Annotated in this window: 26 protein-coding genes and 1 tRNA gene; 7 read left to right on the top strand and 20 right to left on the bottom strand. The window is 68.1% G+C overall.

The window, feature by feature from the left end; genetic code table 11:
- Positions 1–805 precede the first annotated feature (805 nt).
- Positions 806–878, bottom strand: a tRNA-Asn gene (locus AB0L57_RS10325).
- A gap of 331 nt (positions 879–1,209) precedes the next feature.
- Here AB0L57_RS10325 and AB0L57_RS10320 point away from each other — a divergent pair.
- Positions 1,210–1,455, top strand: a complete 246-nt coding sequence (locus AB0L57_RS10320) for a hypothetical protein (RefSeq protein ID WP_364960554.1) — start codon at positions 1,210–1,212, stop codon at positions 1,453–1,455.
- Between the two features lie 73 nt (positions 1,456–1,528).
- Here AB0L57_RS10320 and AB0L57_RS10315 read toward each other — a convergent pair whose 3' ends face one another.
- The 5 genes from AB0L57_RS10315 to AB0L57_RS10295 all read right to left on the bottom strand — a co-directional run bounded on the left by AB0L57_RS10315 (position 1,529) and on the right by AB0L57_RS10295 (position 7,018).
- Complete coding sequence (locus AB0L57_RS10315) at positions 1,529–2,221, bottom strand: alpha/beta hydrolase (RefSeq protein WP_364960552.1); 693 nt, start codon at positions 2,219–2,221, stop codon at positions 1,529–1,531.
- 103 nt (positions 2,222–2,324) lie between these two features.
- Complete coding sequence (gene dnaG / locus AB0L57_RS10310) at positions 2,325–4,265, bottom strand: DNA primase (RefSeq protein WP_364959752.1); 1,941 nt, start codon at positions 4,263–4,265, stop codon at positions 2,325–2,327.
- Positions 4,266–4,312: 47 nt separating this feature from the next.
- Positions 4,313–5,560 carry a deoxyguanosinetriphosphate triphosphohydrolase gene (locus AB0L57_RS10305; protein WP_364959750.1) on the bottom strand — a complete coding sequence of 416 codons (1,248 nt, stop codon included), beginning with the start codon at positions 5,558–5,560 and terminating at the stop codon, positions 4,313–4,315.
- 12 nt (positions 5,561–5,572) lie between these two features.
- A complete protein-coding gene (locus AB0L57_RS10300; protein ID WP_364959748.1) occupies positions 5,573–6,265 on the bottom strand; it encodes a YdcF family protein in 693 nt (230 codons plus the stop codon).
- Positions 6,266–6,340: 75 nt separating this feature from the next.
- Positions 6,341–7,018: an MBL fold metallo-hydrolase gene (locus tag AB0L57_RS10295; protein WP_364959747.1), complete on the bottom strand. Its 678-nt coding sequence runs from the start codon at positions 7,016–7,018 to the stop codon at positions 6,341–6,343.
- An 82-nt stretch (positions 7,019–7,100) separates the two neighbouring features.
- On the opposite strand from AB0L57_RS10295, the gene AB0L57_RS10290 reads away from it, so the two are divergent.
- Positions 7,101–9,110, top strand: a complete 2,010-nt coding sequence (locus tag AB0L57_RS10290) for a TPM domain-containing protein (RefSeq protein WP_364959745.1) — start codon at positions 7,101–7,103, stop codon at positions 9,108–9,110.
- A 20-nt stretch (positions 9,111–9,130) separates the two neighbouring features.
- Here the strand turns inward: AB0L57_RS10290 and AB0L57_RS10285 are convergent, their stop codons facing one another.
- The 8 genes from AB0L57_RS10285 to AB0L57_RS10250 form a co-directional block, all read right to left on the bottom strand.
- Complete coding sequence (locus tag AB0L57_RS10285) at positions 9,131–9,553, bottom strand: VOC family protein (RefSeq protein ID WP_364959742.1); 423 nt, start codon at positions 9,551–9,553, stop codon at positions 9,131–9,133.
- Between the two features lie 39 nt (positions 9,554–9,592).
- Positions 9,593–10,198, bottom strand: coding sequence for a response regulator transcription factor (locus AB0L57_RS10280; protein ID WP_364960550.1), 606 nt, complete (start codon positions 10,196–10,198; stop codon positions 9,593–9,595).
- A gap of 211 nt (positions 10,199–10,409) precedes the next feature.
- Positions 10,410–11,627, bottom strand: a complete 1,218-nt coding sequence (locus AB0L57_RS10275) for a sensor histidine kinase (RefSeq protein ID WP_364959740.1) — start codon at positions 11,625–11,627, stop codon at positions 10,410–10,412.
- Between the two features lie 82 nt (positions 11,628–11,709).
- Positions 11,710–12,486 carry an ABC transporter permease gene (locus AB0L57_RS10270; RefSeq protein WP_364959738.1) on the bottom strand — a complete coding sequence of 259 codons (777 nt, stop codon included), beginning with the start codon at positions 12,484–12,486 and terminating at the stop codon, positions 11,710–11,712.
- Positions 12,483–13,421: an ABC transporter ATP-binding protein gene (locus AB0L57_RS10265; protein ID WP_364959736.1), complete on the bottom strand. Its 939-nt coding sequence runs from the start codon at positions 13,419–13,421 to the stop codon at positions 12,483–12,485. The genes AB0L57_RS10270 and AB0L57_RS10265 overlap by 4 nt, the downstream gene beginning before the upstream one ends.
- Positions 13,422–13,508: 87 nt before the next feature.
- Positions 13,509–14,429 carry an NADP-dependent oxidoreductase gene (locus AB0L57_RS10260; protein WP_364959735.1) on the bottom strand — a complete coding sequence of 307 codons (921 nt, stop codon included), beginning with the start codon at positions 14,427–14,429 and terminating at the stop codon, positions 13,509–13,511.
- 147 nt (positions 14,430–14,576) lie between these two features.
- Positions 14,577–15,557 carry an MBL fold metallo-hydrolase gene (locus AB0L57_RS10255; RefSeq protein ID WP_364959733.1) on the bottom strand — a complete coding sequence of 327 codons (981 nt, stop codon included), beginning with the start codon at positions 15,555–15,557 and terminating at the stop codon, positions 14,577–14,579.
- A gap of 89 nt (positions 15,558–15,646) precedes the next feature.
- A complete protein-coding gene (locus AB0L57_RS10250; protein ID WP_364959731.1) occupies positions 15,647–17,038 on the bottom strand; it encodes a glycine--tRNA ligase in 1,392 nt (463 codons plus the stop codon).
- A gap of 165 nt (positions 17,039–17,203) precedes the next feature.
- Here AB0L57_RS10250 and AB0L57_RS10245 point away from each other — a divergent pair, with 165 nt between their 5' ends.
- Both AB0L57_RS10245 and AB0L57_RS10240 read left to right on the top strand, forming a co-directional pair.
- Positions 17,204–17,599, top strand: coding sequence for a metalloregulator ArsR/SmtB family transcription factor (locus tag AB0L57_RS10245; RefSeq protein WP_364959729.1), 396 nt, complete (start codon positions 17,204–17,206; stop codon positions 17,597–17,599).
- Positions 17,596–18,027, top strand: coding sequence for a Fur family transcriptional regulator (locus AB0L57_RS10240; protein WP_364959727.1), 432 nt, complete (start codon positions 17,596–17,598; stop codon positions 18,025–18,027). Before AB0L57_RS10245 ends, AB0L57_RS10240 begins: the two co-directional genes overlap by 4 nt.
- Here AB0L57_RS10240 and AB0L57_RS10235 read toward each other — a convergent pair whose 3' ends face one another.
- The gene (locus AB0L57_RS10235) at positions 18,028–18,624 is read right to left on the bottom strand and encodes a TetR/AcrR family transcriptional regulator (protein WP_364959725.1); all 597 of its coding nucleotides are present in this window, start codon (positions 18,622–18,624) and stop codon (positions 18,028–18,030) included.
- A gap of 115 nt (positions 18,625–18,739) precedes the next feature.
- Here AB0L57_RS10235 and AB0L57_RS10230 point away from each other — a divergent pair, with 115 nt between their 5' ends.
- The gene (locus tag AB0L57_RS10230; protein WP_364959723.1) at positions 18,740–19,936 is read left to right on the top strand and encodes an FAD-dependent monooxygenase; all 1,197 of its coding nucleotides are present in this window, start codon (positions 18,740–18,742) and stop codon (positions 19,934–19,936) included.
- A 12-nt stretch (positions 19,937–19,948) separates the two neighbouring features.
- Here the strand turns inward: AB0L57_RS10230 and AB0L57_RS10225 are convergent, their stop codons facing one another.
- The 3 genes from AB0L57_RS10225 to AB0L57_RS10215 form a co-directional block, all read right to left on the bottom strand.
- Positions 19,949–20,305: a hypothetical protein gene (locus AB0L57_RS10225; protein ID WP_364960548.1), complete on the bottom strand. Its 357-nt coding sequence runs from the start codon at positions 20,303–20,305 to the stop codon at positions 19,949–19,951.
- Positions 20,306–20,355: 50 nt separating this feature from the next.
- Entirely contained in the window at positions 20,356–21,153 is a 798-nt protein-coding gene (locus tag AB0L57_RS10220; protein ID WP_364960547.1) for an isoprenyl transferase, read from the bottom strand.
- Positions 21,154–21,219: 66 nt separating this feature from the next.
- Positions 21,220–22,038: an SAM-dependent methyltransferase gene (locus AB0L57_RS10215; RefSeq protein ID WP_364959721.1), complete on the bottom strand. Its 819-nt coding sequence runs from the start codon at positions 22,036–22,038 to the stop codon at positions 21,220–21,222.
- Between the two features lie 255 nt (positions 22,039–22,293).
- Here AB0L57_RS10215 and AB0L57_RS10210 point away from each other — a divergent pair, with 255 nt between their 5' ends.
- On the top strand, positions 22,294–23,169 hold the full coding sequence (locus AB0L57_RS10210; protein WP_364959719.1) for an LLM class F420-dependent oxidoreductase: 876 nt from the start codon (positions 22,294–22,296) through the stop codon (positions 23,167–23,169).
- A 6-nt stretch (positions 23,170–23,175) separates the two neighbouring features.
- Here the strand turns inward: AB0L57_RS10210 and recO are convergent, their stop codons facing one another.
- Together recO and AB0L57_RS10200 are read right to left on the bottom strand one after the other, a co-directional pair.
- A complete protein-coding gene (gene recO, locus AB0L57_RS10205) occupies positions 23,176–23,940 on the bottom strand; it encodes a DNA repair protein RecO (protein ID WP_364959717.1) in 765 nt (254 codons plus the stop codon).
- 58 nt (positions 23,941–23,998) lie between these two features.
- Complete coding sequence (locus AB0L57_RS10200; RefSeq protein WP_364959715.1) at positions 23,999–24,451, bottom strand: hypothetical protein; 453 nt, start codon at positions 24,449–24,451, stop codon at positions 23,999–24,001.
- 139 nt (positions 24,452–24,590) lie between these two features.
- Between AB0L57_RS10200 and AB0L57_RS10195 the strand changes: the two genes are divergently transcribed.
- Entirely contained in the window at positions 24,591–26,006 is a 1,416-nt protein-coding gene (locus AB0L57_RS10195; RefSeq protein ID WP_364959713.1) for an amidase, read from the top strand.
- The last annotated feature ends 1 nt before the right edge of the window (position 26,007 follow it).

Here is a 26,007-nt window from a genome sequence, read left to right as displayed (position 1 = left end):
AGCGCCCGGGGAGAGAAGTCCGAACCGAACCTGAAGGTCCAGTGGGATCCACGCGCACATCCAGCGCGCCCGTTTCAACTGCCACATGGGTCAGGTAAATCTGCCGCATCGAGGGAATCGAGTCCCCCGCTCGCACAATGCCTTCGGTCATGTGGGAACATCAGGGGCCCGGTGTGGGAGACGGGAAATGCGACCGATGGGGCCATGCCTCAGGCGATCGCAGTCTCACAAGTCCCACCAGGTTTCATTGAAACCGCTGGTTATCAGCCGTTTTGCCGTTTATCGCCCAGCGGTCGGCTCGTGCCGAGTCAACGCGCTTTCCCGTGATGCCGAATCCGATGCCGAGAACCTCGACAAGAGTTGAAGATGACCTGAAAACTGTTGACCAGGGCTACCTTTCATGGCAACAGGGACGGGATTTGAACCTGCGACCTCCGGGTTATGAGCCAACGGGAGGCAGTCCGGGGCGTGGCACCGCGCACCGCTGCGCCCTGTCCATACAGGTCAACGGGAGGACAATCGTCCACGCCGTCCGCCCTGATACCACTCTGACCGATAATTCCCACCAGCGGGCGATCAGGGCGGCCATAACCTCCGCCCGCGCACCCGACAAAACCGGAACGAACGCGCCACTGCCCGGAACCACCGGCGTGACGCCGTTGGACAACTCGGTCAAACATCGACAGGACCGGTCGACGAAACGGTCGGCGGCAATTTTTGGGGTTTTCTTGGCGAAGGGTCCGATCAGCGGACCGAACGAATATGGCCCCTGACCCATATTCCCTGGTCAGGGGCCATATTCCTGCTCCCCCATCTGGACTCGAACCAGAAACCTGCCGATTAACAGTCGGCTGCTCTGCCAATTGAGCTATAGGGGATTGTTTCGAGCCTGCCCTTCCGGGCTGGCCGAGGACAAACTTTATCCTATGTCCCGTCCAGGACCCAAATCGGCCCTTGACCTGGACGATGTCGGTATCCGGGCACACATGGCCGGTGCCGCGGACGCGGTGCGCGCCGTCGTGCCGCGCCGGTTGTGTGCGGCGAACCGAAACGGATGTGCGGCCGGGGAATTCGGATCGCTGCGAGGCCTCCGGCGCGAAGGGGCGCAATGTGTCGGTGCGGTCTGGCAAGGTGGTGCCGGATCGACAGCTCGACCCGGCGTCGGGCAGGATGTACGGCGCGGACAGCTACTGGGAGGAGCCCGAAAGAATGCTGCGGTTGATCATCGGCGTCGCAGCCGGTTATGTGCTGGGGGCAAAGGCGGGGCGGGTTCGTTACGAGCAGATCAGCAAGACCACCCGCGCTGTTGCCGCCAGCCCCGTCACCCGCAAGCTGGTGCAGGTCAGCAGGCAGAAGTTGTCGGACCGGCTCAATACCCAGCCGAAGCTCGAGCCCATGCGACCGCTCGACGAGCGCACCACCGTGCTGGTGCCGCACGATCAACTCCGTCGCTGAACGCCGAACGGCAGCGCTCCCCCGCGCCGAAACCTCATTCGGCGGCACCCGCCCGGTCACCCGGCGTATTCGCTCAGCGGGCGGCCGCTGCCGCGATGCGATCGGCCAGCAGTTCCGGTGCTTCGGCGTGGGCGAGGTGGCCTTGACCGGGCAGCAGTTCCACGCGCGCCTGGGGTAGTGCCGCCGCGATGCGATCGAACGCCGCTCCGTACGGTTCGCCACCTGGGTTGAGTTCACCGAGTAACAAGGTCACCGGCGACGCCGGCGTGCGATACCGATCCCAGCTCGGGATGTGAGCGTCGATCGCGGCCAATTCGTCGGCCAGGGGCGCCGTCAGCGGTCGCAGTACCTCCCAGACCGGCGATTGCCGCAGCGCCTCAACATATTCCGCCGAGAACCCGGACACATCGGTATTCACCAGCCGCACCGCACCGTCCGGGTCGCCCCGCTCGATCGCGGCCCGCACCGCCGGAATCGCGGCGGGTGCGAACGGGGCGCAGACCGGCTCGTAGGCCGTCAGGGAACGCAGCTCCGGCCGGTCGACGGCGACCTCGAGCGCGATCAGGCCACCGTAGCTCCAGCCGAACAGGTCGGCCGGGGTGCCGAGCGAGTCGAGCACATGATGCAGATCCTCGATCTCGGTGCGCAGCGAGTAGTCGTCGCCGAGCGGCCCGCTGGGGGTGCGGCCGCGCCGGTTGATGGTCACCACCGGATTCGGCAGTGCGATCGCGTCGGCCACGGGCCGCCAGGTGGCGGCATCCGACATCACGCCGGGAGGCTCACCAGCGGTGGCCCGTCACCGTCACGGATGTCGGCGGTCAGATGGGTTCCGGCTCGTTCGAAACATGTCGATCTCATACCGGGTGGAACTACCGGACGGGCGTGAAATCATCCGAGTTGCCCATGGCCTGGGTGAGCAGGCTCTTGCGGTATTGCTCGAGGGCGACCAGATCGCCGAACAGCGCCATGTAGTCGTCGGGTTGCTCGGTGGACGACACCCGCTGCAATTTCGACTTCAAGGCCGCGACCTGCCGTCCGACCCAGGCCTCCTGGACCCGGGCCAGCACACCGGCGATGAATCGCGGAATTCCGTCCATGGATTTCACCGGCAGCGATTCGGCGGCCAGTTCCGAGACCAGCGCGCGCAACACCAGGTCATCGGTGTGGTCGGCAACCAGGGAAACCCACTCGGCTCCCCCGAGTCCCGCCGCGGTACCACCGGCGGCGACGATGGCGGCGTGCACGGCCGTATAGGCCGGATGTGTGAAGGCCTCCGGCTCCAGGCTGTCGAACAGCGGTCCCGCGGTCGCCGGATACTGCAGCGCAGCGGCCAGCACCTGACGTTGCGGCAGCAGTACCGGATCACCGGGATGCGGGCGGGCGGCCGCCGCGGCATTACCGTCGGAACCCGCCTGCCCCTCCGAACTCTTTGCCTCGGCGGCTGTTTCGCGCCCGGTGACGGCCTTGCCGGCCCGGGCGCGGCGGGCCTGGTCTCCGACCCGGCGCACCACCAGCTGGATATCGTCCCAGCCGACCCAGCCCGCCAGCTTGATCGCGTAACCCTTGCGCAGCGCGTTGTCCTTGATCTGCGCCACCACCGGAACGGCGCGGCGCAGCGCCTCCACTTGCCCTTCGGGTGTGTCCAGGTCGTGCTCGGTGAGCAAGCCGCGAATGACGAACTCGTACAACGGCTGACGACGGGCCACCAGATCACGCAATGCGCCGTCACCGGACCGCTGACGCAGCTCGCACGGATCCTGGCCGTCGTCGGCGACCGCGATGAAGCTCTGCATGGCGAGCTTCTGATCCCCCGAGAACGCCTTCAGCGCGGCGGCCTGACCGGCGGCATCACCGTCGAAGGTGTAGATGATCTCGCCGCGCATCCAGGTGTCGTCCATCAGCAACCGGCGCAACATCGACAGGTGTTCGTCGCCGAAGGCGGTGCCACAGGAGGCCACCGCGGTGGTGACACCGGCCAGATGCATCGCCATCACATCGGTGTAGCCCTCCACGACCACCGCCTGATGACTCTTGGCGATCTCACGCTTGGCGAGGTCGAGCCCGAACAGCACCTGGGACTTCTTGTACAGCAGCGTTTCCGGCGTGTTGATGTACTTGGCCGTCATCTGATCGTCGTCGAACAACCGGCGCGCACCGAAGCCGATGACATCACCGCTCAGATTCCGGATCGGCCACAGCAGCCGCCGGTGGAAACGGTCGATCGGACCGCGCCGGCCGGGTTTGGACAGCCCCGCCGCCTCCAGTTCCTTGATATCGAAACCCTTGCGCAGCAGGTGTTTCGTCAACATGTCCCAGCCGGCCGGGGCATATCCGCAGCCGAACTGCTGGGCGGCACCCGCGTCGAAATTGCGATCGGTGAGGTACTTGCGCGCGGCCTCGGCGGCCGGATCGCGCAACTGCGCCTGATAGAACTCGTGCGCGGCGGCATTGGCGGCCACCAGCCGGGCGCGGGTGCCGCGATCGCGCTGCACCGAGGTGCCGCCACCCTCGTAATTGATCTTGTAGCCGATCTGGTCGGCGAGCTGCTCGACCGCCTCGACGAATCCGACGTGCTCCATCTTCTGCAGGAAGGCGAACACATCGCCGCTCTCACCGCAGCCGAAGCAGTGGAAGTGGCTGTGATTGGGCCGCACATGGAACGACGGCGACTTCTCGTCGTGGAACGGGCACAGTCCCTTCAGCGAATCGGCCCCGGCCCGCTTGAGCGAGACGTATTCGCCGACGACATCCTCGATGCGTACGCGTTCACGTATTGCCGCGATATCGCGATCCGGAAGTCGACCTGGCACGACAGCGAGTCTAGCCCCGTACCGTCACGCCCACGCCGACGACCGTCTCACCCGGCCGCGATGCGCTCGAGCCGGCTCTCGGTACAGGAGGCGATCTGATCCACGATCACCCGGACCCGGTCGGCGTCGTCGACGGCCGCGTCCCACCACGGCAGCAGAATCGGATCCAGGCCGTGCGGGGCGCCTGCCAGCAGGTGCTCGCACACCCGGCGGATACGTTCGCGCTGTTCGGCCTGGCGCCGATGATGTTCGGGGTCGGACATCACATAGCGCAACGCCACGGTCTTCAGCAGTGCCACCTCGGCGGCGACCACGGCCGGAACCTCCAGATCGGCGGCGTAGCGGCACAGTGACCGCCCGGGCCACGCGTCCCGGGTGGCCTCCACCGCGGCGGTGGCGAACCGGCCGACCAGATCACTGGTGAGCCGCTTGAGCGCGACCGAGGCGCGCAGGGTGCCGTCGTAGACCGCGGCATCGGCGATCACCCGCAGCTGTGACAGGCGTTCACCGGCCGCGATCAGATCGTCGGCGGTCAGATCGAGGTGCTGACGCTGGCCCAGTTCGGCCAGGGCCGCCTGTTCGGCCGGATCGGCGAGGGCCCGCAGGTCGATGCGCCCGGCGATCACCCCGTCCTCCACATCGTGCACGGAGTAGGCCACGTCGTCGGCCCAGTCCATGACCTGTGATTCCAGACTCTGCCGGCGTTCGGGGGCACCCTTGCGGACCCAGTTCAGCCTGTCCATGTCCGCCGCGTACGCGCCGAACTTGGTACCCGAACCCGTTCTGCCCCAAGGATATTTGACGGTGGCATCGAGGGCCGCGCGCGTCAGGTTGAGACCGAAACTCTCCCCCGGCTCGTCGAGCACCTTGGGTTCCAGCCGGGTCAGGATGCGCAGGTTCTGGGCGTTGCCCTCGAATCCGCCGTGGGCATCGGCGAATTCGTCGAGGGCGCGTTCACCGTTGTGCCCGTAGGGCGGATGACCGATGTCGTGGGCCAGTCCGGCCAGATCGACCAGATCCGGGTCACAGCCCAGCCCCTCGGCGATACTGCGCCCGATCTGAGCGACCTCGAGCGAGTGGGTGAGCCGGGTGCGCGGGGTGTCCCCTTCGCGGGGTCCCATGACCTGGGTCTTGTCGGCCAGGCGCCGCAGCGCCGCCGAGTGCAGCACCCGGGCCCGGTCCCGGGCGAAATCGCTGCGCCGCGCCGGGCTGGGTGACCAGCGCAGCCCCGCGGTCGACGCGGTCTCGGGCACCATGCGCTCGTGGTCGGGTTCGAGATACGGACAGTCGGGCACGCGATATCCTTCTCACTGTTCCGCGGTGTATTTGAAATCGGCGGAGAAATGGGTGATCTGGTACCACAGCAGCGCGCCGGTCTCCCGGGCGATGCCGTGGAACTGGGACTCCCTGGTGTAGACCGCCGGGCCCGTCCGGGTCGGCGCCGTCCACGCGTCCAGTCCCTCGTCCCGGGCCATCGTCCGGATCCGCAGCGAATGCCACGGGTCGCTCACCAGTACCGCCGAACCGATATCCCGGCCGCGCATCGCGGCCGTCACCGCCTCGATGCTCTGCAGGGTGTCCGATCCGGTCTCCACCGCGACCACATGGTCGGCCGGAACACCGCGCTCCTCGAGATAGTTCTTCCCGGCGGCGGCCTCGGTGTAGTTGTCGCCGACCTGTTTGCCGCCGACCGTGATGACCAGCGGCGCAACACCTTTGCTGTACAGGTGGAAGGCCTGCCCGAGCCGCGCCTCGAAGACCGAAGACGGGGTGCCGTTGTACTGGGCGGCGCCCAGCACCACGATGGCGTCGGCGTGCGAGTAGTCGTCGATCCGCGCCACCTGCCACACCCGGAACGCCGTCCCCGCGACGAGGACCACGCCGATGAGGATGATCCCGGCGATCGTGCGCAGCACCCAGCGTGCCAGCGCCGACCCGCGCGAGCGGCGGGGGGCCACGGGCGTGCGGGTAGGGGCTGGGTGGGTGAGGGCCGACGGCATGACCCGAGTGTGCCAGCGCTCGGTCACGTCTTTGTCACCGCCGCGGCCGCCGCGGCTCGGGGCCGGATAGGGGCGTCACCAACCCCGCTGCCGCCAGTGCGCCAGTTGCGGCCGCTCGGCTCCCAGCGTGGTGTCGTCACCGTGGCCCGGGTACACCGCGGTCCCGTCGTCGAATCGGTCGAACAGTTTGGTGGTCACGTCCCGGTAGAGCGAGTCGAACTCCTCCGGGCCGGCGGTTTTGCCGACACCACCCGGGAACAGGCAGTCACCGGTGAACACATGGGTACGACCGGCGCCGTCGGTCAGAACCAGTGCCACCGAGCCGGGCGTATGCCCGCTCAGATGGACGACCTCGAAGGTCAGCTCACCGATCGACACGGTGTCCCCCTCGGCGAGCAGGCGGTCCGGGCGCACCGGCAGCGGCTCGGCATCGAGGGCGTGCGCGGCGGTCGGCACACCGGTGTCGGCAGCCACGGCACTCAGCGCCTGCCAGTGGTCGAAATGCTGGTGCGTGGTGACGAGCAGGCGCAACCGGCCCGGGACCTCCTGGTCCAGCAGGGCCAGGATGCGCTCGGACTCGTTGGCGGCGTCGATCAGGACGGCATCACCGGTTGCGGTGTCCTGCACCAGATAGACGTTGTTGTCCATGGGGCCGACCGACATCTTGACGATCCGGGCGCCCGGCACGTCCCGCTGCTGCGGATTGCTGCCCGGTGCGACATGACCCGTATAGGGGATATCCAGCGTGATCACGCTGACGATGGTAGTCACCCGCTCCGACACGAGTAGACCCGAACAGCGCCGATTCCGAGGTGACGGCGGATACATTCGAACCATGCGACCGCTCCCGCATCCACGCCGACCTCAGCCGCCGGCGGTCCTCGCGGTGCTGCTGTCGGTCGTGTTCGGGTTCGTCCTGGGCTGCTGCGGCTCGGCCGTGGCCGATCAGCCGGTGCGGCTCGACACCTCCATCACCGATTCCGCGCAGGCGCTCGGCACAGCGCAGCGCGATTCGGTACAGACCTCCGTCGATGCGCTCTACACCGCGCATCGGGAACGGCTGTGGGTGGTCTACGTCCGCGATTTCGGCGGCCTGGATCCGCAGAGCTGGGGTGAGCGCACCGCGCAGGCTTCCGGATTCGGCGACCGCGATGTCCTGCTGTCGATCGCGACCAGCGACCGGTCCTACGCGTTCACCGGGGCACTACCGCAGTCGGTCACCGAGTCGGAACTGAACTCGCTGCTCACCGACGAGGTGGAGCCGCGCCTGCGCAGCGGGCAGTGGGCCGAGGCCGCGATCGCCACCGCGGACGGATTGTCCACGGCCATGGGCGATTCCGGTGGCGTGGGAATCTGGCCGCTGATCGTGATCACACTGATCGTGCTGGGTGTGATCGGCCTGGTGCTCGGTTATTCGCAGCTGCGGCGCCGGGCCCGCGGCCACGCGGAATCGGAGGCGGCGCGCGCGGTCGACCCCACCGACACCGCCGCCCTGAACCGGATGCGACCGGATCTGCTCGATGCCCGGTCCGCACAGGTGCTGGTCGACACCGACAACGCGATCCGCGACAGCGCCGAGGAACTCCAACTGGCCACCGACGAATTCGGCGCCACCGCGGCCGCCCCGTTCGCCGCCGCGCTGGAATCCGCGAAACAGGCATTGGCACATGCTTTTTCGATCCGGCAACGGCTCGATGACGACATTCCGGAGACACCGGACGAACGCCGTGATCTGCTGGTCGAACTGATCTCCACCTGTGGGCGCGCCGATGCCGAACTCGACGCGAAGGTGAGCGAATTCGACACCATGCGCAATCTGCTCATCGACGCGCCGCAGCGCCTGGACACCCTCACCCGCGATGTCGTCGATCTGACCGTGCGGGTGCCCGGATCGGAGGAGACGCTGCGGCGACTGCTGGGCGCGCAGCCGGAGTCGGTCACCGCCGCGGTGCGCGACAACGTGACCATGGCGCGCGAACGCATCGGGTTCGCGGAGCAGACCATCGAACAGGGCCGGCAGGCCGCCGCGCAGCCGGTCGGGCGCCAGGGACCGGTGGTGGCGGCGATCCGGGGCGCCGAGGCCGCCGTCACCGCCGCGCGCGCCCTGCTCGATGCCGTCGACACCGCCGAAACCGATATCGCCCAGGCCCGTACGGGATTACCGGCGGCCGTCGCCGAACTGGACCGCGATCTCGCGTCCGCGACGGAGCTCACCGAACACGGTGGCGCCGAACTGGCCGCAGCGATCGCCGAGGCCCGTGCCGCACTGGCCCGAGCCCGGACCGGCGGCGAGTCCGATCCCCTCGGCACCTTCCGGCGCGCGGTGGCCGCCGACACGGCGCTCGATCGGGCCGTCGCGGCGGCCGGTGAACGCAAACTCGCCGCCGACCAACTGCGCCGCCGCCTCGATCAGGCGATGACCGCGGCCGGAACCCAGGTCCGGGCCGCGAGTGATTTCATCGGCACCCGCCGCGGCGGCATCGACGCCACTCCGCGCACCCGGCTCGCCGAGGCCCAGCGCAATCTCGATCGGGCGCAGCAGCTTTCCGATACCGATCCGCAGAGCGCGCTCACCGCGGCACAGCAGGCCGCCGACCTGGCCACCCGGGCGTTGTCCGCCGCCCAGGCCGATGTGCGCGATTGGCAATCGCGGCAACCGGTTTCGGGGACGTCCCAGGCGGGCGCGGTACTCGGCGGAATCCTCATCGACAGTCTGCTGCGCGGCGCGGGCGGCGGCTATCGCGGCAGGTCGATGGGAGGCTCGATGAGCGGATCGAGCTGGGGCCCTGCCTCTTTCGGCGGTTCGTCCGGTTCTCGCCGGATCAGCCGCGGCGGTCGCTTCTGAGCCTCGGGTTCGGATGGCGCTCAGGAGGCCGGTGGCACGGATGCACCGGAGCGGGTGGCCAGCCACTGCTGGATCTCGATCAGATTGCCCTGCGGGTCCCGCAGATACGCGCAACGGATCCGGCCGTCGTATTCGATCGGCTCGCCGAGGATGCTCGCGCCACGCCGACGCAGCTCGACGAGAAAGCTCGCCAGATCGTCGACCCGCAACGACACCATCGCCGCATCGCCGCCGCGTTCACCGGGCGGGCGCAGCACGGTGCCCAGCGCCGCGGCCAGATCCGCACGATCGTGCAGTGCCAGTGCACTACCCAGTTCGGGCTTGAAGGCGACATAGGGCGGGCGCGGCTCGCCGACCTGCGGCGTGAGACCGATGACATCGCGGTAGAAGCTCACACATCCGTCGAAATCGGAGACGAGCAGGCGGATCTGGGTCAGGTGCACGCCGGCAAATCTACGCCGCGTGCGAGCGGGGAGGCGCGCTCACAACCAGCCGAGACGTTCGGCGGCGCGGACCGCCTCGGCGCGCGTGCGGGTACCGGTCTTGCCGATGGCGGCCGAGAGGTGGTTGCGCACCGTCCCATCCGACAGGTGCAGCCGCCGCGCGATCACCGACGCCGTGGACCCGTCGGCCGCGGCGGCCAGGACCTCCCGTTCGCGGGCGGTCAGCGGTGACGTTCCGGCGGTGAGGGTTTCGGTGGCCAGCGCCGGATCGACCACCCGCAGCCCCATGTGCACCCGGCGCACGGCATCGGCCAGCTCGCGCGCGGGAGTGTCCTTCACGACGAATCCGTCGGCGCCGGCATCGATGGCGCGGCGCAGATAACCGGGCCGGCCGAAGGTGGTGACCATCAGAATGCGCAGGGCCGGGAACTCCGCGCGAACCTGCGCCGCCACCGAAATACCATCCATTCCGGGCATTTCGACATCGAGCAACGCCACATCCGGGGTGCTGCGCCGCACCGCGTCGACCACCTCGTCACCGCGCCCGACCTCGGCCACCACCTCCAGATCGGGTTCCAGGCCGAGCAGCGCCGCCAGTGCGCCCCGGACCAGGGCCTGATCGTCGGCGAGCAACAGCCGGATCACCGCGCACTCCCCCACGCCGCCGATCCGATGACGCTCGTCGCTTCTTCCACATCCGAGACGATAACCGCCGTACCCGAACTCCGGCCGCCGCGGGCCGGGGAGCCACCGGTCGGCGGCCTCGGCAGCGCCGCCGGCGATCGTCATCCCGCCCTCGCCGGGAACGATGATGTGCGGGTGCCGGCTTCGGCTCGGACCGGCTCGGACCGGCAGGTCAGTCCGCGGCCGCGCGCGGTGCCGGGTCCTGAAATTCGGCGGTGACGGTCGATCCACCGTCCTCGGATGGCGTGGTGCTCAGAGTGCCGCCGTCGGCACGCACCCGCTCACGCAGACCGGTCAGGCCCGACCCCATGGGCTTACCCCGCATACCTGTTCCGTCGTCACGTATTTCGATGCGCGTCTCGTCGACGCGCACTCGGCAGTGCCGGGCGCCGCTGTGCCGGACGATATTGGTGACCGCCTCCCGCAGCACCCAGGCGAAGGTCTCGGCATGCCGGGTGCTCACCGCCGCGGCATCGGGCAGGTCGGCCTCGATACCCGCGGCGTGCAGGGCCGTGCGGGCGTTGACGAGTTCCCCGGCCAGCGTGACCTCGCGCAGGCCACCGACGGTATCGCGCACCCCGGCAAGTGCTTCCCGCGCGAGCCGCTCCACATCTGCCATCTCCTGGCCGGCCCGCGCTGGATCGGTGGCCAGCAGCCGTTGCGCCAGTTCGGTTTTCACGGTGATGACGGTCAGCGAATGGCCCAGGATGTCGTGCACGTCGCGAGCGACCCGGTTGCGTTCCTCGACGATGGCGAGTTCACCCTGCTGGCGTCGGGTGAGCTCGCGCAACTGACCGCGCCGCGCGCCGACCTCGCGGCCGACCCACATCAGCACCGGGACGAAGGCGAAATACAGGGGTGCGGTGCCGAAATGGAAGGCGGGCACCAACGAGGAACCGATCAGCACGATCGCGACCCCTGCCACCACAATCCCGGATGTCGCGGTGGGGAAGATGAACACCGACGCGGCGGCGACATAGATCAGGGTCGGCAGTGCGGTGACGCCGAGCAGTGCGGTCATCGCGAAGGACAGCGCCACCGACAGCCCGATCGCGGCCCAGCGCATCAGGTCTCGTCGCGCGTCGGCCGGTTCTCGCGCCTCGTCCCAGTCCGGCTGCCGCAACGGTCCCATGCAGGAGGCGACGAGGCTCCAGAAGATCGCCAGACAGATTCCGGCGGCCATCGCCTGCCAGTGTCTGCCCTCGTGCCAGCGATCGGTGATGCCCGTCACGAGATACAGCAACCAGACGAACGACAGCAGCGCCCCGAAGAACAGCCGCCGGCGATCGACCGCACGCCGGTCCCGATCCTGATCCCCCATCGTCCGCCCCGCGACCCGGTCCAGCGCCTTCGCGATCGGACCGCTCTCCCCGGGTTCGCGCACCTGCACCCTCGGCCTCCCGCCCTGGTCACCGCCACCGCGCTCCGACGCTACCGCACCGTCCGCCGGAGCAGACGGTGCGGAGACCCGGTCAGCGTGCGGTGTCACGACGGAACATCACCGCGGCCCCCAGACCGAACAGCGCGGTCCAGGCCACCACATTCAGCACACCCACGGCGGCCGAGGCAGCGCCGACCTCACCCAGCGGCAGCCGGGCCAGTGTCGCGACACCGTTGGTCGGCAGGATCCGCGAGGCCGTGTCGAGCCAGCCGTGCAGCGGGAAGAACAGCCCACCGGCGAACGACAGCAGCGCGAGCACCGAGCTGAGAATCTGCATGACGTTCTCCGACGGCAGCAGATAGCCCATGAACAGGCCGAAGGCGGCGAACACCACCGAGGTCAGCCAGGCCAGCAGGAAACAGGACACCCACGCGGCCGCGCCCATCGACGTGCCGATCACCGCGCCCGCGATGAAAACGACGGTGACCGAACCGAATCCGAGCACCATGGCGCAGGCCAGCTTGGTGAGGACGTAGGCGGCCGGACTCAACGGTGTCAGCCGCAGCTGGCGTGCCCAGCCCGCGGCACGTTCCACCGCCACTGCCGCACCGCCGGTGGTGGTGGCCAGCATCGCGCCGTAGACCGCGATCGACACCATGACGAAGGCCGTCACGGTGGTCGATCCGTAGTCCGTGGTGCGGGCGGAGGATTGGGCACCGAAGATGACGAAGAACACCACCGGCATCACCAGCGCGAAGACCACGGTGCGCCGATTGCGCACCATGCGGCGCAGTTCGATGAGCAGGAAGGCCCGGCTGAAACCCCCGAGCGCGGGACGTGCGGCGGGCGGGGCTGTCACAGTGGTCATCGGTCGTCTCCGGTCAGTGCGAGGAAGGCTTCTTCGAGGTTGTGGCCGGTGACCTCCAGGTCGACCGCCGGCGTCGCGGTGAGCAGATAGCGGGCCACGGCGTCGGAATCCTTGCCGTGCACCAGCACTCGGTCCCCGCGCTGCTCGACCCGGTCGACACCGGCGATCCCCTGCAACTGCGCCCGGTCGGCGCCCGGCAGGGTGGCCGAGACCGTGCGCCCCGAGGCCAGGTTCTTCACCGCCGCGGCACTGCCGTCGGCGACGACTTTCCCGTTGCGCACCAGCACGATTCGATCGGCGTAGGCGTCGGCCTCGTCGAGGTAGTGGGTGGCGAACACGACGGTGCGGCCCCGACGGGCATCGGCCCGGATGGCATTCCAGAAGTCCCGGCGGCCCTCCACATCCATACCGGTGGTCGGCTCGTCGAGCATCAGCAGTTCGGGATCGGGCAACAGGGCGAGCGCGAAGCGCAGGCGTTGCTGTTGGCCGCCGGAGCATTTGCCGACCTGCCGATCGGCGATCCCGTCGATCCCGGCCCGCATCAGCACCTCGGTGACCGGGCGTGGCCGGTGGTGCAGCGCCGCCACGGCACGCACGGTGTCCGCGACGCTCAGATCCGGCAGCAGGCCGCCGGACTGCAGCACCGCGGAGATACGCCCCGCGGCAATCGCGTCCGACGGCGAACCGCCGAGAACTCGCACACTTCCGGAATCCGGGCGTTGCAGGCCCAGCATCATGTCGATGCTCGTGGATTTCCCGGCACCATTGGGGCCCAGGAAGGCCACCACCTCACCGACGGTGACGGTCAGGTCCAGACCGGCGACCGCGTGGACGGGTCCGGCCGCGCCGCGGAAGGACTTGGACAGTCCGCGGAGCTCGATCACCGGTGCGGCGGCGACCCGTTCCGCCGCACCTGATGTCATTGCTGATGTCATGGTTCCACTGTCGCGCCGGAAGGGCCCCGGTACCTGGCCCGAGCGTCACGACTCTGCGATGACAGATGTCATGGGTGATCGGCCCGCTCAGGGCAGCAGGACGATCTTGCCGCGGGTGTGGCCACGCTCGAGTTCGGCGAAGGCGTCACGGACCGCGGTCAGCGGATAGGTGGCGGCGATCGGAATCCGCAGGGTGCCGGCCGCGGCCAGATCCGCCAGCTCGGCCAGCACATCGATGGTGTCGGCGGCGGCACTGCCCTCGCCCTTGACCCCGTACTTCTCCACCGCCGCGAAATCGATGATGGTGTCGATGCGATCGGATTTCACCCCGAGTTCCACGGCCAGGTCCACATAGCCGCTGCCGAAGGTGTCGACGAACGCGTCGATGCCGTCGGGCGCCAGGGCGCGCAGCCGGTCGGCCAGACCGTCGCCGTATACGACCGGTACCGCGCCGAGCTCGCGCAGATACTCCTGATTGTCCGGCCCGGCGATCCCGATCACCGTGACCTCCCGCGCCCGGAGCAGTTGCACCACAACGTTTCCCACCCCACCCGCCGCACCGGACACCGCGATCGTGTCACCCGGCTCGGGACTCACGGCACGCACGGCCGCGAAGGCGGTGCTGCCCGCCACATGCAGCGAACCCGCGACCTCCCAGGACAGCGCGGCCGGTTTGGGCGTCACCTGATCGGCCGGCACCACCACCCTGCTGGCGTGGCTGGAGCGCTGATCACTGAACCCGAGCACCTCGTCCCCCACCGCGATACCGCTGACCCCCTCGCCCAGGGCGGCGATCCGGCCGGCGAAATCCGTCCCCTCGCCCGAGGGGAAGGACGCCGGCCAGCGCTTGTGCAGTACCCCGGTGCGGATCTTGGTCTCCCCCGGATTGATCCCGGCGGCGACCACATCGACGGCGACCTGTCCCGGACCGGGCTCCGGATCCGGCACCTCCCGCACCTCGAGGACATCGAGATCACCGTATCGATCGAATTCGACAGCCTGGGCCATGACAGCACCTTTCATCGGAAATCACGGGCCGAGACGGCGCCGTGCGAGCGGACTCGCCTCGGGGGGTGTCAGTGGCGGCAACGGATCCGCCGCCCGCGATATTTCCGATGTCCGGACATTCGGGAATGCCCGTTTCCGTCCGGCCGGTCACCGCCCCGGAGTGAACAGCTCCAGATGCCCCAACTGCACGAATTCGGATTTCGGACTCGCGGCGGCGACCGCCTTGCGCAACGGTTCGAGTCCACCGGCATCGCGGGCGGGCTCCGCGAGCGGGTAGTCGAAATCGTCCCAGTGCGTGGGCAGCACGTAGCGGGGATTTCCCACCGTGCTCAGCATCCGCCCGACATAGTCACGCACCTTGGCACCACCGGTGGGCAGCAACACCATATCCGGACGCAGGCCCGCCAATTCGCTTTCCACATAGTTGGATCCGCCGAAATCGAGCACGCTGAATCCGCCGCCGCTGATCTGATACGCGAGTGTGCCGCCCTCCACCAGATCGCTGATCACCTGGGGTGGCGGCAGTTTCGCCGCGCCGTAACCGGGACGTGTTCCGGGATAGGGGATCTGCGCGCGCGGACCCAGCGCGGAGTGCAGCGACCGCAGCACCCGCACGTCGTAGCCGTCGAACCGGAAATCCTCGCCGCCGGTCACCAGCGACAGCTGGTCCTCCGGCGCTCCGAGCGCGGCCATCAGATTCAGATGGGTCTCGGTGCCGAACACGGTGGCGCCGGTCCGGCGGGCCAGATACGGGACGTCGGTGAGATGGTCGTAGTGGCCGTGGGTCACCAGGATCAGATCCGCGCGCAACTGCCCGGAATCCACATACGAGTCGATCAGCCCGGTGTCGACCGAGATCGGTGTCCGCGGATCGGCTCCCGCCGGGGAGTAGGTCCCGGTCTTGAACCGGGTGAGCCAGGGGTCGATCAGGATCGTCTTGTCGCCGACCCTGATCTCCCAGCCGTTGTTACCCCACCACCGCAGCGTCATTCCCGCGCCCGGCGCGGGTGCGGTCGCGGTCGTCGATGCCGCGGGCTGCGCGGTGTCCGAGTTCGAACATGCCGCCATCAACACCGCCGCGGCCGCCGTACCACCGGCGCCCAGCAACCCTCGTCTGCTCACACTCACCGGAGCACGACAGCACAGTCCGCGCGGTACTGTCCACCGGCGACTGCCCAGCGGTGAACCAGACGGCCGACCGAATCCGGACCGCTGCCTCAGGCACCCAGCAGGCGCTGCGCCAGATATCCCTCGACCTGGTCGAGCGCGATGCGCTCCTGTCCCATCGAATCCCGTTCGCGCACGGTGACGGCCTGATCCTCGAGCGTGTCGAAGTCCACAGTGATGCAGAACGGGGTACCGATCTCGTCCTGGCGGCGGTAGCGGCGGCCGATCGCGCCGGCATCGTCGAAGTCGACGTTCCAGTTCCGGCGCAGTTGCGCGGCAAGGTCTTTCGCCTTCGGCGACAGATCGGCGTTGCGCGACAACGGAAGTACCGCGGCCTTCACCGGCGCGAGGCGGCGATCCAGCCGCAGCACGGTGCGCTTCTCCATGACGCCCTTGGCGTTCGGCGCCTCGTCCTCGGTGTAGGCGTCGACGAGGAACGCCATCAGCGAACGGGTCAGACCGGCCGCGGGCTCGATCACGTACGGCGTGTAGCGCTCGCCCGAGTTCTGATCGAAGAAGCTCAGGTCGGTGCCGGAATGCTCCGAATGGGTCTTCAGATCGAAGTCGGTGCGGTTGGCGAGGCCCTCGAGCTCACCCCATTCGCTGCCCTGGAAGTGGAAGCGGTACTCGATGTCGACCGTGCGGGTCGAATAGTGCGAGAGCTTCTCCTTCGGATGCTCGAACAGGCGCAGGTTCTCCGGGTCGATGCCCAGATCCGTGTACCAGGCCAGACGCGTATCGATCCAGTACTGGTGCCACTGCTCGTCCTCACCCGGCTTGACGAAGAACTCCATCTCCATCTGCTCGAACTCGCGGGTGCGGAAGATGAAGTTGCCCGGGGTGATCTCGTTGCGGAAGCTCTTGCCGATCTGCGCGATACCGAACGGCGGCTTGCGGCGGGCAGTCGTCATCACATTCGCGAAGTTCACGAAGATGCCCTGCGCGGTCTCGGGGCGCAGGTAGTGCAGGCCTTCCTCGGATTCGATCGGGCCGAGGTAGGTCTTGAGCATCATGTTGAAATCGCGCGGCTCGGTCCACTGTCCGACGGTGCCGCAATCGGGGCAGCCGATCAGCTCCATCGACACCGTGTCCGGATCGTCGATCTTGTGCTTGTCGGCGTAGGCCTCCTGCAGGTGGTCCTGCCGATGCCGCTTGTGGCAGTTCAGGCATTCCACCAGCGGGTCGTTGAACACATTGACATGCCCCGAGGCCACCCACACCGGCCGCGGCAGGATGATCGAGGAGTCCAGGCCGACCACATCGTCGCGGCTGGTGACCATGGCCCGCCACCACTGCTTCTTGATGTTCTCCTTGAGCTCCACGCCCAGCGGACCGTAATCCCACGCCGACCGGGTCCCTCCGTAGATCTCGCCGCTGGGGTAAACCAGACCCCGGCGCTTGGCGAGATTCGCGACGGTGTCGATCTTCGACTTGGGTGCCACGGCGGAAGCTCTCCCTCTGGATGGCGGTTCGACGATTCGACCCAGCCTAGCGACACGATGAGCGACGACGCGAAGCAGTATCTGGGCGACCCGCCCACACCTTCCTTGACATGCGCACGTTTGCATACCAATAATGGCATCGGTTTCCAATAAGGAGTTGGTTCGATGACCGCCGACAGCGGTGTTCCCGCACGCCGAAGCCGCGTCGCCGTCGAGGCGCCCACCCCGATCCCGCACGACCCGTACCCCTATCGCGCCCCGACCGCACCGGCGGTTCCGGGCCGCACCACCCTCGACAACGCCGGCGAGCTGTTGCGCGCGCTCGCCGCGCCGGTGCGCATCGCCATCGTGCTCCAATTACGGGAATCGCCGCGCTGCGTCCACGAGCTGGTCGATACGCTCGGGGTGACGCAGCCGTTGGTGAGCCAGCATCTGCGTATCTTGAAGTCCGCGGGGGTGGTGCGCGGCGAGCGTACCGGTCGCGAGGTCATCTACGAATTGGTCGACGATCATCTGGCACGCATCGTCGTCGACGCCGTCGCACACGCCGAGGAAGGATGATCGTGCCGGAGAATACGGGCACAGCCGAGAAGACGGTCGGAATCCGCAGCACCCGCCAGCGCACCGCGATCACCGCGCTGCTGGGCGACATCGAGGAATTCCGGTCGGCACAGGAACTGCACGACGAATTGCGCCGCCGCGGTGAGGGCATCGGGCTCACCACCGTGTACCGCACGCTGCAGTCACTCGCCGACGCCGGCAAGGTCGACGTATTACGTACCGACACCGGCGAATCCGTGTACCGGCAGTGCTCCAAGGGCCATCACCACCACCTCGTGTGCCGCCAGTGCGGGCGCACGGTGGAGGTGGAGGGTCCGACGGTGGAGGCCTGGGCCGAGACGATCGCCGGCGAACACGGCTTCACCGATATCAGCCACACCATGGAGGTGTTCGGCACCTGCCGAGAGTGCGCCTGCCGCACCCGCTGACTATCGGTCCGGCGCCGAGTCTCCGATCCGCCCCGCGAGCGCGATCAAGCCCTCGGCGATGTCGTGCGCGGTCGGCGCGTTGTCCGGGTCGAGGGTCCACTGCATCAGCACGCCCGACATCAGGGCCAGTTGCAGTGAGCCGATCGTGCGCACATCCCGGTCGCCGACCGCGTCCTCCGGCACGCCCAGCAGTCCGGCGGTGAGTCCGCTGCGCCCTTCCCGCAGGGCGTGCGCCATGAGTTCGCGGACCCGCGGTGCGCGTTCGGCCTGCACACTCGCCTCGATCGAGGCGAGCCACAGTTGTTTCGCGTCGATGTACGAGGCGATCGTCTGTTCCCAGAAGGCTTCGTAGCGACCCCGCGGATCGGCGTCGGAGGTCAGGCTCGCGAGCGTGGCGGCCTGAATTCGCTGCCCCCATTCCTCCATGGCCTGCGTGAACGCCTCGATCAGCAGCGCGTCCCGGGAACCGAAGTGGTAACCGATGGCGGCATGGTTCACCCCGGCCGCGGCGGCGATGTCGCGCACCGTGGTGGCCGCCCAGCCCTTCTCCTTCAGACAGGTCAACGCACCGGCCAGCAGATCCTCGCGGTTTCCCATGCCCCCGATGCTATCCCGGCCTGATCCATTCGGTTTATCCAAACGGATTGACCAAATGGATAAGACGTTTGTATGGTCATGGGGTCACGTCTTCACACGACCTCTTGGAGCGACCATGACGATGTCCATCCTGATTTCCGGAGCCGGGATCGGCGGCCCCTCGCTGGCGTATTGGCTGGGCCGTCTCGGCCATCGGGTCACCGTCGTGGAGCAGTCGGCCGTCCTGCGCGCCGGCGGCGGCGCGGCGGTCGATTTCCGCGGTGACCAGATGGCATTGCTGCGGCGCATGGGTGTGCTCGACGACATCCGGGCGCACCGCACCGGCATGGGCGATCAGCGGGTGGTCGACACCACCGGCCGCCGGTTGACGACCTTCCCGTCCGTTCTTTTCAGCGGCGAGGTCGAGATCGATCGCGGCGATCTGGCGCGAATCCTGTACGAGCACAGCCGAAACGAGGCCGAGTACATCTTCGGCGATCGCATCACCGGCATCACCGAGCGGCCCGGCGGGGTCGAGGTGAGCTTCGCGAACGGCACGGACGCCACCTACGACCTGGTCATCGGCGCGGATGGCCTGCATTCCGCCGTGCGCGCTCTGGTGTTCGGTGCCGAGGACCGGTTCCGCAGCGACCTCGGCTACTACGTCGCATCGTTCGCGGTACCCAATACCTTCGGCCTCGACCACACCGGGCTGATCTACAACGAGCCGGGCCGCTATGTCTCGCTCTGCAGTGGCCGCGATCCTGAGCACGCGATGGCCGGATTCATCTTCGCCGCCGAACCACAGGAATACGACCGGCGCGACATCGCCGCACAGAAGAGCATCGTGGCCCGGCACTTCGCCGGTTCCGGGTGGAGGACCACGGAGTTGCTCGCCGCACTACAGGATGCGCCGGACCTCTATTTCGATTCGCTCAGCCAGATCCGGCTCGATCGGTGGTCGACCGGCCGGGTCGGGCTGCTCGGTGACGCGGCCTGGTGTGCGGGTCCGGGCGGCAACGGCACCGGGCACGCCATGCTCGGCGCCTACACCCTGGCGGGCGAACTCGCGGTCGCCGACGGCGATTATCGGCTCGCCTTCACCCGTTACGAACAGGCCATGCGGCCCGCGATCGAGAAATCGCAGAAGTTCGCCGCCGGTGCGGGCCGCTTTCTGGCTCCCGCGACCACCGGGCAGCTCCGCCGGCGAAATTTCACCTACCGCATCCTGTCCTCGGCCGTCCTGTCCGGCCTGTTCACGCGGCTGAGCAGCAAAAACGCCAATACCGGCGAGCCGGCGCCGTATCCGCTGCCGGCACCGGCGACCGCATGAGCGACATTGCGATCAGGGAACGAGACCCTGGCGGGCGCGACCGGCACCGGACAGTGCCAGCAGCAGCATGGTCGTCAGCGCCTCGTCCTCCAGGCCCGCCGCGGGGAAGGTGTAGCGCAGCAGGACATCGGCGAGCTTCTCGTGGGCGATGATCGTCAACGAGCCGAACTGCAGATCGTTGTTGCGGTCGGCGACGCGCTTGTGCAGCTGCGGTTTGAGAGGGCGATCCCAGGCGAGTACGCAGGTCAGCGAGAGCACGTCCAGGCCGGGAGCCAGCGTCACCGCTCGCAGTGAGCACAGTGCGCCCTCGAATTCGAAGCCGAGTGCGTCGCCGTCCTCCACGCGTACCGCGATATCGCAGCCACGCAGGCAGTCGGCGGCCCGGGCCTGCAATTCCGCGGCGATGGTCAGATCGTGGCTCACTTGACACCACCGAACCGGCGATCGCGCTTGGCGTATTCCACGCAGGCCTCCCATAGGTCGCGACGGTCGAAATCGGGGAACAGGGTGTGCTGGTAGACGAACTCCGCGTAGGCCGACTGCCAGATCAGGAAGTTGGAGCTACGCAGTTCCCCGGAAGGGCGCAGGAACAGATCCACATCGGGCATATCGGGTTCGTCGAGATACTTCGCGAAGGTGGCCTCGGTGATCTTCTCCGGATCCAGTTCACCCGCGGCGGCCTTGCGAGCGATTTCCCTTGCCGCGTCGGCGATTTCGGCCCGGCCGCCGTAATTGACGCACATCGTCAGATTCATCACCGTGTTGTCCCTGGTGAGTTCCTCGGCGACCTCCAGCTCCTTGATCACGCTGCGCCACAACCGCGGTCGGCGACCGGCCCAGCGCACCCGCACACCCATCTCGTGCATCTCGTCGCGCCGGCGGCGGATCACGTCCCGGTTGAACCCCATGAGGAACCGCACCTCATCCGGGCTGCGCCGCCAGTTCTCGGTCGAAAAGGCATAGGCGGAAAGCCATTTCACGCCGATCTCGATGCAGCCCTCCACGGTGTCCATCAACACCGCCTCGCCCCGCTCGTGCCCGGCGGTGCGCGGCAGGCCCCGGTCCTGTGCCCAGCGGCCGTTGCCGTCCATCACCAGCGCGACATGTTTGGGTACGAACTCCGCCGGCAACGCGGGCGCGGTGGCGCCGGACGGGTGCGGTGACGGCGGGCGGATGGTGCGGGTGGTCTGAGAACGGTTACCGATCACGCCACCTATCCTGCATCACGCCGCCATCCGGCCGGGGCGGGGCCGCCGGATCCGCCGCGCGGGCCGAGCAGCGGGTCAACGCTTGATACCGACGCCGGCCCACACGCCGAAGGCTTTGTCCGCCCAGGCGAGGCGCTCTTCCGGGATGTAGAAATCGGGATTGGGCCGCCACCGGTGCAACGGAACGACGCCGGGGTCGACGAGTTCGAGGTCATCGAAGAAGCGGGTCACGGCGGCGTGGTCGCGCAGTGGCACGGTCATCCCGTTCTGGGCGTAGACCTGGGCGATCTTCGCGAAGGTTTCCGGGTTCAGATCGCTGGCGGCGTGGGTGATGCTCAGGTAGGAACCGGGCGCGAAGGCGTTCATATAGGCCCGAACGATGTCGTGGGCGCCCTCCTCATCGGTGATGAAATGCATGATCGCGGCGAGATTCAGCGCCACCGGTTCGGACAGATCGATGACCGCGGCGAACTTCTCCGATCCCAGAATGATGTCCGGATCACGCACATCCGCCGGGACGAATTCGGTCCGGCCCTGCTCGGATCCGATCATCAACGCGCGCGCATGCGCCAGCACCAGCGGATCGTGATCGACGTACACCACCCGGCAACGCGGATCCACCGCCTGGACCGCATTGTGCAGATTCGGCTCGGTCGGAATTCCGGTGCCGATATCCAGAAACTGCCGCACCCCGTCACGCGCCGCGAGACGCGCCGCCCGGTGGACGAACTCGCGGTTGGCCCGAGCGGCCTGCGCCGTCTCGGGAAATGCCTCCATCACCTCGGACGCGGCCTCGCGATCGGCCGGGTAGTTGTCCTTACCGCCGAGGTAGTAGTCGTACATCCGCGCGGAATGCGCCTTCTGCGTATCGAACTCGACCAACTCGTGCGACATCGAAAAGCCTTCTCCATGTGTTCGGATGCAACCCTCGACCGAAGGTACCCCGTCGTCGCCGCCCGTACGCCTCGACGGCGCGGCGGATCCGTGCCGGACGTGGGTCCCGCGGCGAACGAGCGTAATGGCATGGACCACAGGATTTCTCGTAGAGCGAACGCGGGCGGCAGTACCTTCCGAAAGGGTTGACCTGGAGCACACTCCAGGGGCTAGCGTACGAAACCGCAGATCAGGCATCGACAAGGAGAACTACCCATGGAACTCGGCATTCATGTCCCGATCTTCGACGTCGACGGGGGCACCACCGCGATCGCCGGGGAACTCGCCCGGCTCGGCCAGGCCGTGGAGGCGGCCGGTGTCTCGTGGCTGTCGTTCATGGACCACTACTTCCAGATCGAACCGACCGGGTTGCCGGCCGAGGCCAATATGCTCGAGGGCTACACCACCCTGGGCTACCTGGCCGCGAACACCAGCACGGTGGACCTCGGACTGCTGGTCACCGGTGTGACCTACCGGCATCCGGGCCTGCTCGCCAAGATCGTCACCACCGTCGACGTCCTGTCCGGCGGACGCGCCACCCTGGGCCTGGGCGCCGCCTGGTTCGAGCGCGAGCATCAGGGCCTGGGCGTGGACTTCCCGCCGATCTCGGAGCGGTTCGAACGGGTCGAGGAGACCCTGCGCATCTGCGCGCAGATGTGGGATCCGCAGAACAACGGGCCGTTCGAAGGCAAGTACTACCAGCTGGCCGAGACGCTGTGCTCCCCGCAGCCGATCAACCGGCCGAAGGTGCTGATCGGCGGTGGCGGCGAGAAGAAGACCCTGCGGCTGGTGGCGCAGTACGGCGACGCCTGCAACCTGTTCGGCACCTCCCCGGAGGAGGTGGCCCACAAGCTGGATGTGCTGCGCCGGCACTGCGACGACGCCGGCCGCGATTTCGACACCATCCGCACCACGATCATGGCCAGCAACCCCCGGCCGACACCGGATACCCGCGACGAGTTCGTCCGCGCCATGGCCGACTACGCGAAACTGGGCATCGACATGGCCATCGTCACCCCGACCACCGGCTCCCCGGCCGCCTGGGTCGATGACATCGCGCCGGCCGTGCGGCAGCTCGCCGAACTGGGCTGACCGCGCTCAGCCCACCCGGCTGTCGACCACGTCGTGCGGCCGGGTGCGTTCGATCAGCGGCAGCGTCCGCAGCTGCCGTTCCAGATGCCACTGCAGATGCGCGGCGGTCAGGCCGCTGGCCTGCCGCCGGATCGATTCGGCGACCACATCCAGCCCCGCCCAGTCACCACGATGGAGCGCACTCATCAGTTCCAGCACCCCGACCGACGGGGTGGCCGATCCGGGCGGGCGGCAGTGCACGCACACCGCTCCCCCGGCGGCCACGTGGAACGCGCGATGCGGGCCCGGGGTCGCGCAGCGCGCACATTCGTCCAGCGCCGGCGCCCAGCCCGCGAAACCCATGGCCCGCAACAGGAATGCGTCGAGAATCAGTTCGTGCGGCCGCTGTCCCGCGGCAATGGCGCGCAGCGCACCCGCGGTCAGGGTGTGCAGCCGCGGCGCGGGGGCCCGCTCCTCACCGGCGAGTCGTTCCGCGGTCTCCAGGACCGCACAGGCGGTGGTGTAGCGCCCGTAGTCGGCGACGATATCGGCGGCGAATGCCTCCACGGTATGGACCTGGGTGACGGTGTCGAGATTGCGCCCGGGATACAGCTGCACATCGATATAGGCGAACGGTTCCAGCCGCGCCCCGAATTTCGAGCGGGTCCGGCGCACCCCCTTGGCCACCGCCCGCACCAGCCCGTGCTGGCGAGTGAGCAGTGTGACGATGCGATCGGCCTCCCCCAGCTTGTGCTGGCGCAGCACAATCGCCTGGTCCCGATACAACAACACGCGAACAGTCTCCCACGCCCGACCGACCAGGATGTACGAACCACGCCCGGCCGTGCGCTCACACGCTGCGCGGCAGCCCCTCCCCGTACAACTGCGCGATACGGGGCGCGTGAATTGTGCGCAGCATCAATGTGGTCCAGCCCGTGCGAAGCGGATCGATCGCTCCCCGATCGGCTTCCACCAGCATGCGTTCCGGGCCCTGCAATTCCATCGTGACGGCCGGGTGCCCGAGCCACACATCGACGAGCGCCTCGCCATTACCCCAGATGACCAGGCGTTTTCTGCTCATGCCAATGGTTCCGCCCACGACATTCTCCCAACTGGAAGAACCGTAGTGCAGTGGCGTCCGATAGCTGCGTCTGGCCAGCGATCCACTCACCGGGCCGAATACGACGATCCCTTCCGATTCCAGATCCGAACGCACTTGCGGCGGCAGCTCTTTCGAGCCGAACGCCCGGGACATCCACTTCACTCCAGGATCGTAGGCCCCATACGCAATGTGCGTGCGCACACAGTCTGCACGCTCCTGCGGAAATACCGGATTCGCATATCACGATTCGACTACGACGCGTTTTAACACGCATTAACTGGACGATCGACCAGCTGCGCGATATGTTTTTCTTCATCGACCCCCGAGACGGAGATCACAGATGGCATCGGCGTCCACGCGACAAATGGGATTGAGCGAAACCGCGGCCGCGATCGTCGCCGGGACGACGACTTCGGTCGCCGCGACGAGCACCGCGCTGGACCGGATCGAGGCGAGCGGGTCCACTCTGAACGCTTTCCGTATCGTGCGGCGCGACCAGGCCCTCGCCGAGGCCGCCGAGGCGGACCGCCGGATCGCGGCCGGACAACGGCTGCCGCTGCTCGGTGTCCCGATCGCGATCAAGGACGACACCGACCTGGCCGGCACACCGACGGCCTTCGGCTGCAGTGGTACCTTCCCGCCGAAAACCGAAGACGCCGAATCCGTTCGGCGCCTGCGCGCGGCGGGCGCGATCATCGTCGGCAAGACCAATACCTGCGAGATCGGCCAGTGGCCGTTCACCGACGCGGCGGCCTTCGGATACACCCGCAATCCGTGGAATGCCGCGCACACACCGGGCGGCTCCTCCGGCGGTTCCGCCGCGGCGGTCGCGGCCGGAATGGTGCCGGCCGCACTGGGTTCCGATGGTGCGGGTTCGGTGCGCATTCCCTCGTCATGGACCAATCTGGTGGGCATCAAACCCCAGCGGGGCCGGATCTCCACCTGGCCGCTGGCCGAGTCGTTCGGCGGTCTGACGGTGAACGGCCCACTGGCCCGCACCGTCGCCGATGCCGCCCTGCTGCTGGATGTGGCCGCGGGCCCGCATCCCGGTGACCTGCACACACCAGCGCCGATCGCGGCACAGGAAGCGGTGGGGCACGATCCGGGAAAGCTGAAAATCGCCCTGTCGCTGCGTATTCCGTTCACCGCGACACCGACCCGGCTGGACCCGGAGGTCGCCGCCCGGGTGCACGGTGTCGCGGCCGCACTGCGCCGGCTCGGACACGAGGTCACCGTCGCCGACCTGCACTACGGTCTGCTCGTCGGAGCCAGCTTCCTGCCGCGATCGATGGTCGGAATCCGTCGGGAACTCGCGAAACGACCGGGTGCGCAGGTGGATTCGCGCACTCGCTTCAATGCCGGCGTGGGCCTGGCACTCACCGGGCCCGCCCTGTTCGCCGCGCGGGCGGTGGAACCGTTGCTGCACAAGCGCATCGGCCGCTTCTTCGACGACTACGACATCGTCCTCGCCCCGACGACGGCGACCCCGCCACCCCCGGTCGACGCCATGGACGGGCTGGGCGTCTCCGCCACCGACGCGCTGATCACCGGCGCCTGTCCTTACACCTGGCCGTGGAATGTGCTCGGCTGGCCCAGTGTGAACGTTCCGGCCGGCTTCACCGACGAGGGCCTTCCGGTCGGTGCCCAGCTGATGGGCCCCGCCGCGTCCGAGGAACTGCTGATCGCCGTCGCCGCCCAGCTGGAATCCGATCTGCGCTGGGACCGGCACCGGCCGCAGCCGTGGTGGGAGCGCTGAG

Source organism: Nocardia sp. NPDC052254, from assembly GCF_040679495.1.
Lineage (GTDB): Bacteria > Actinomycetota > Actinomycetes > Mycobacteriales > Mycobacteriaceae > Nocardia.
This window is presented reverse-complemented; position numbering and strand designations above follow the sequence as displayed.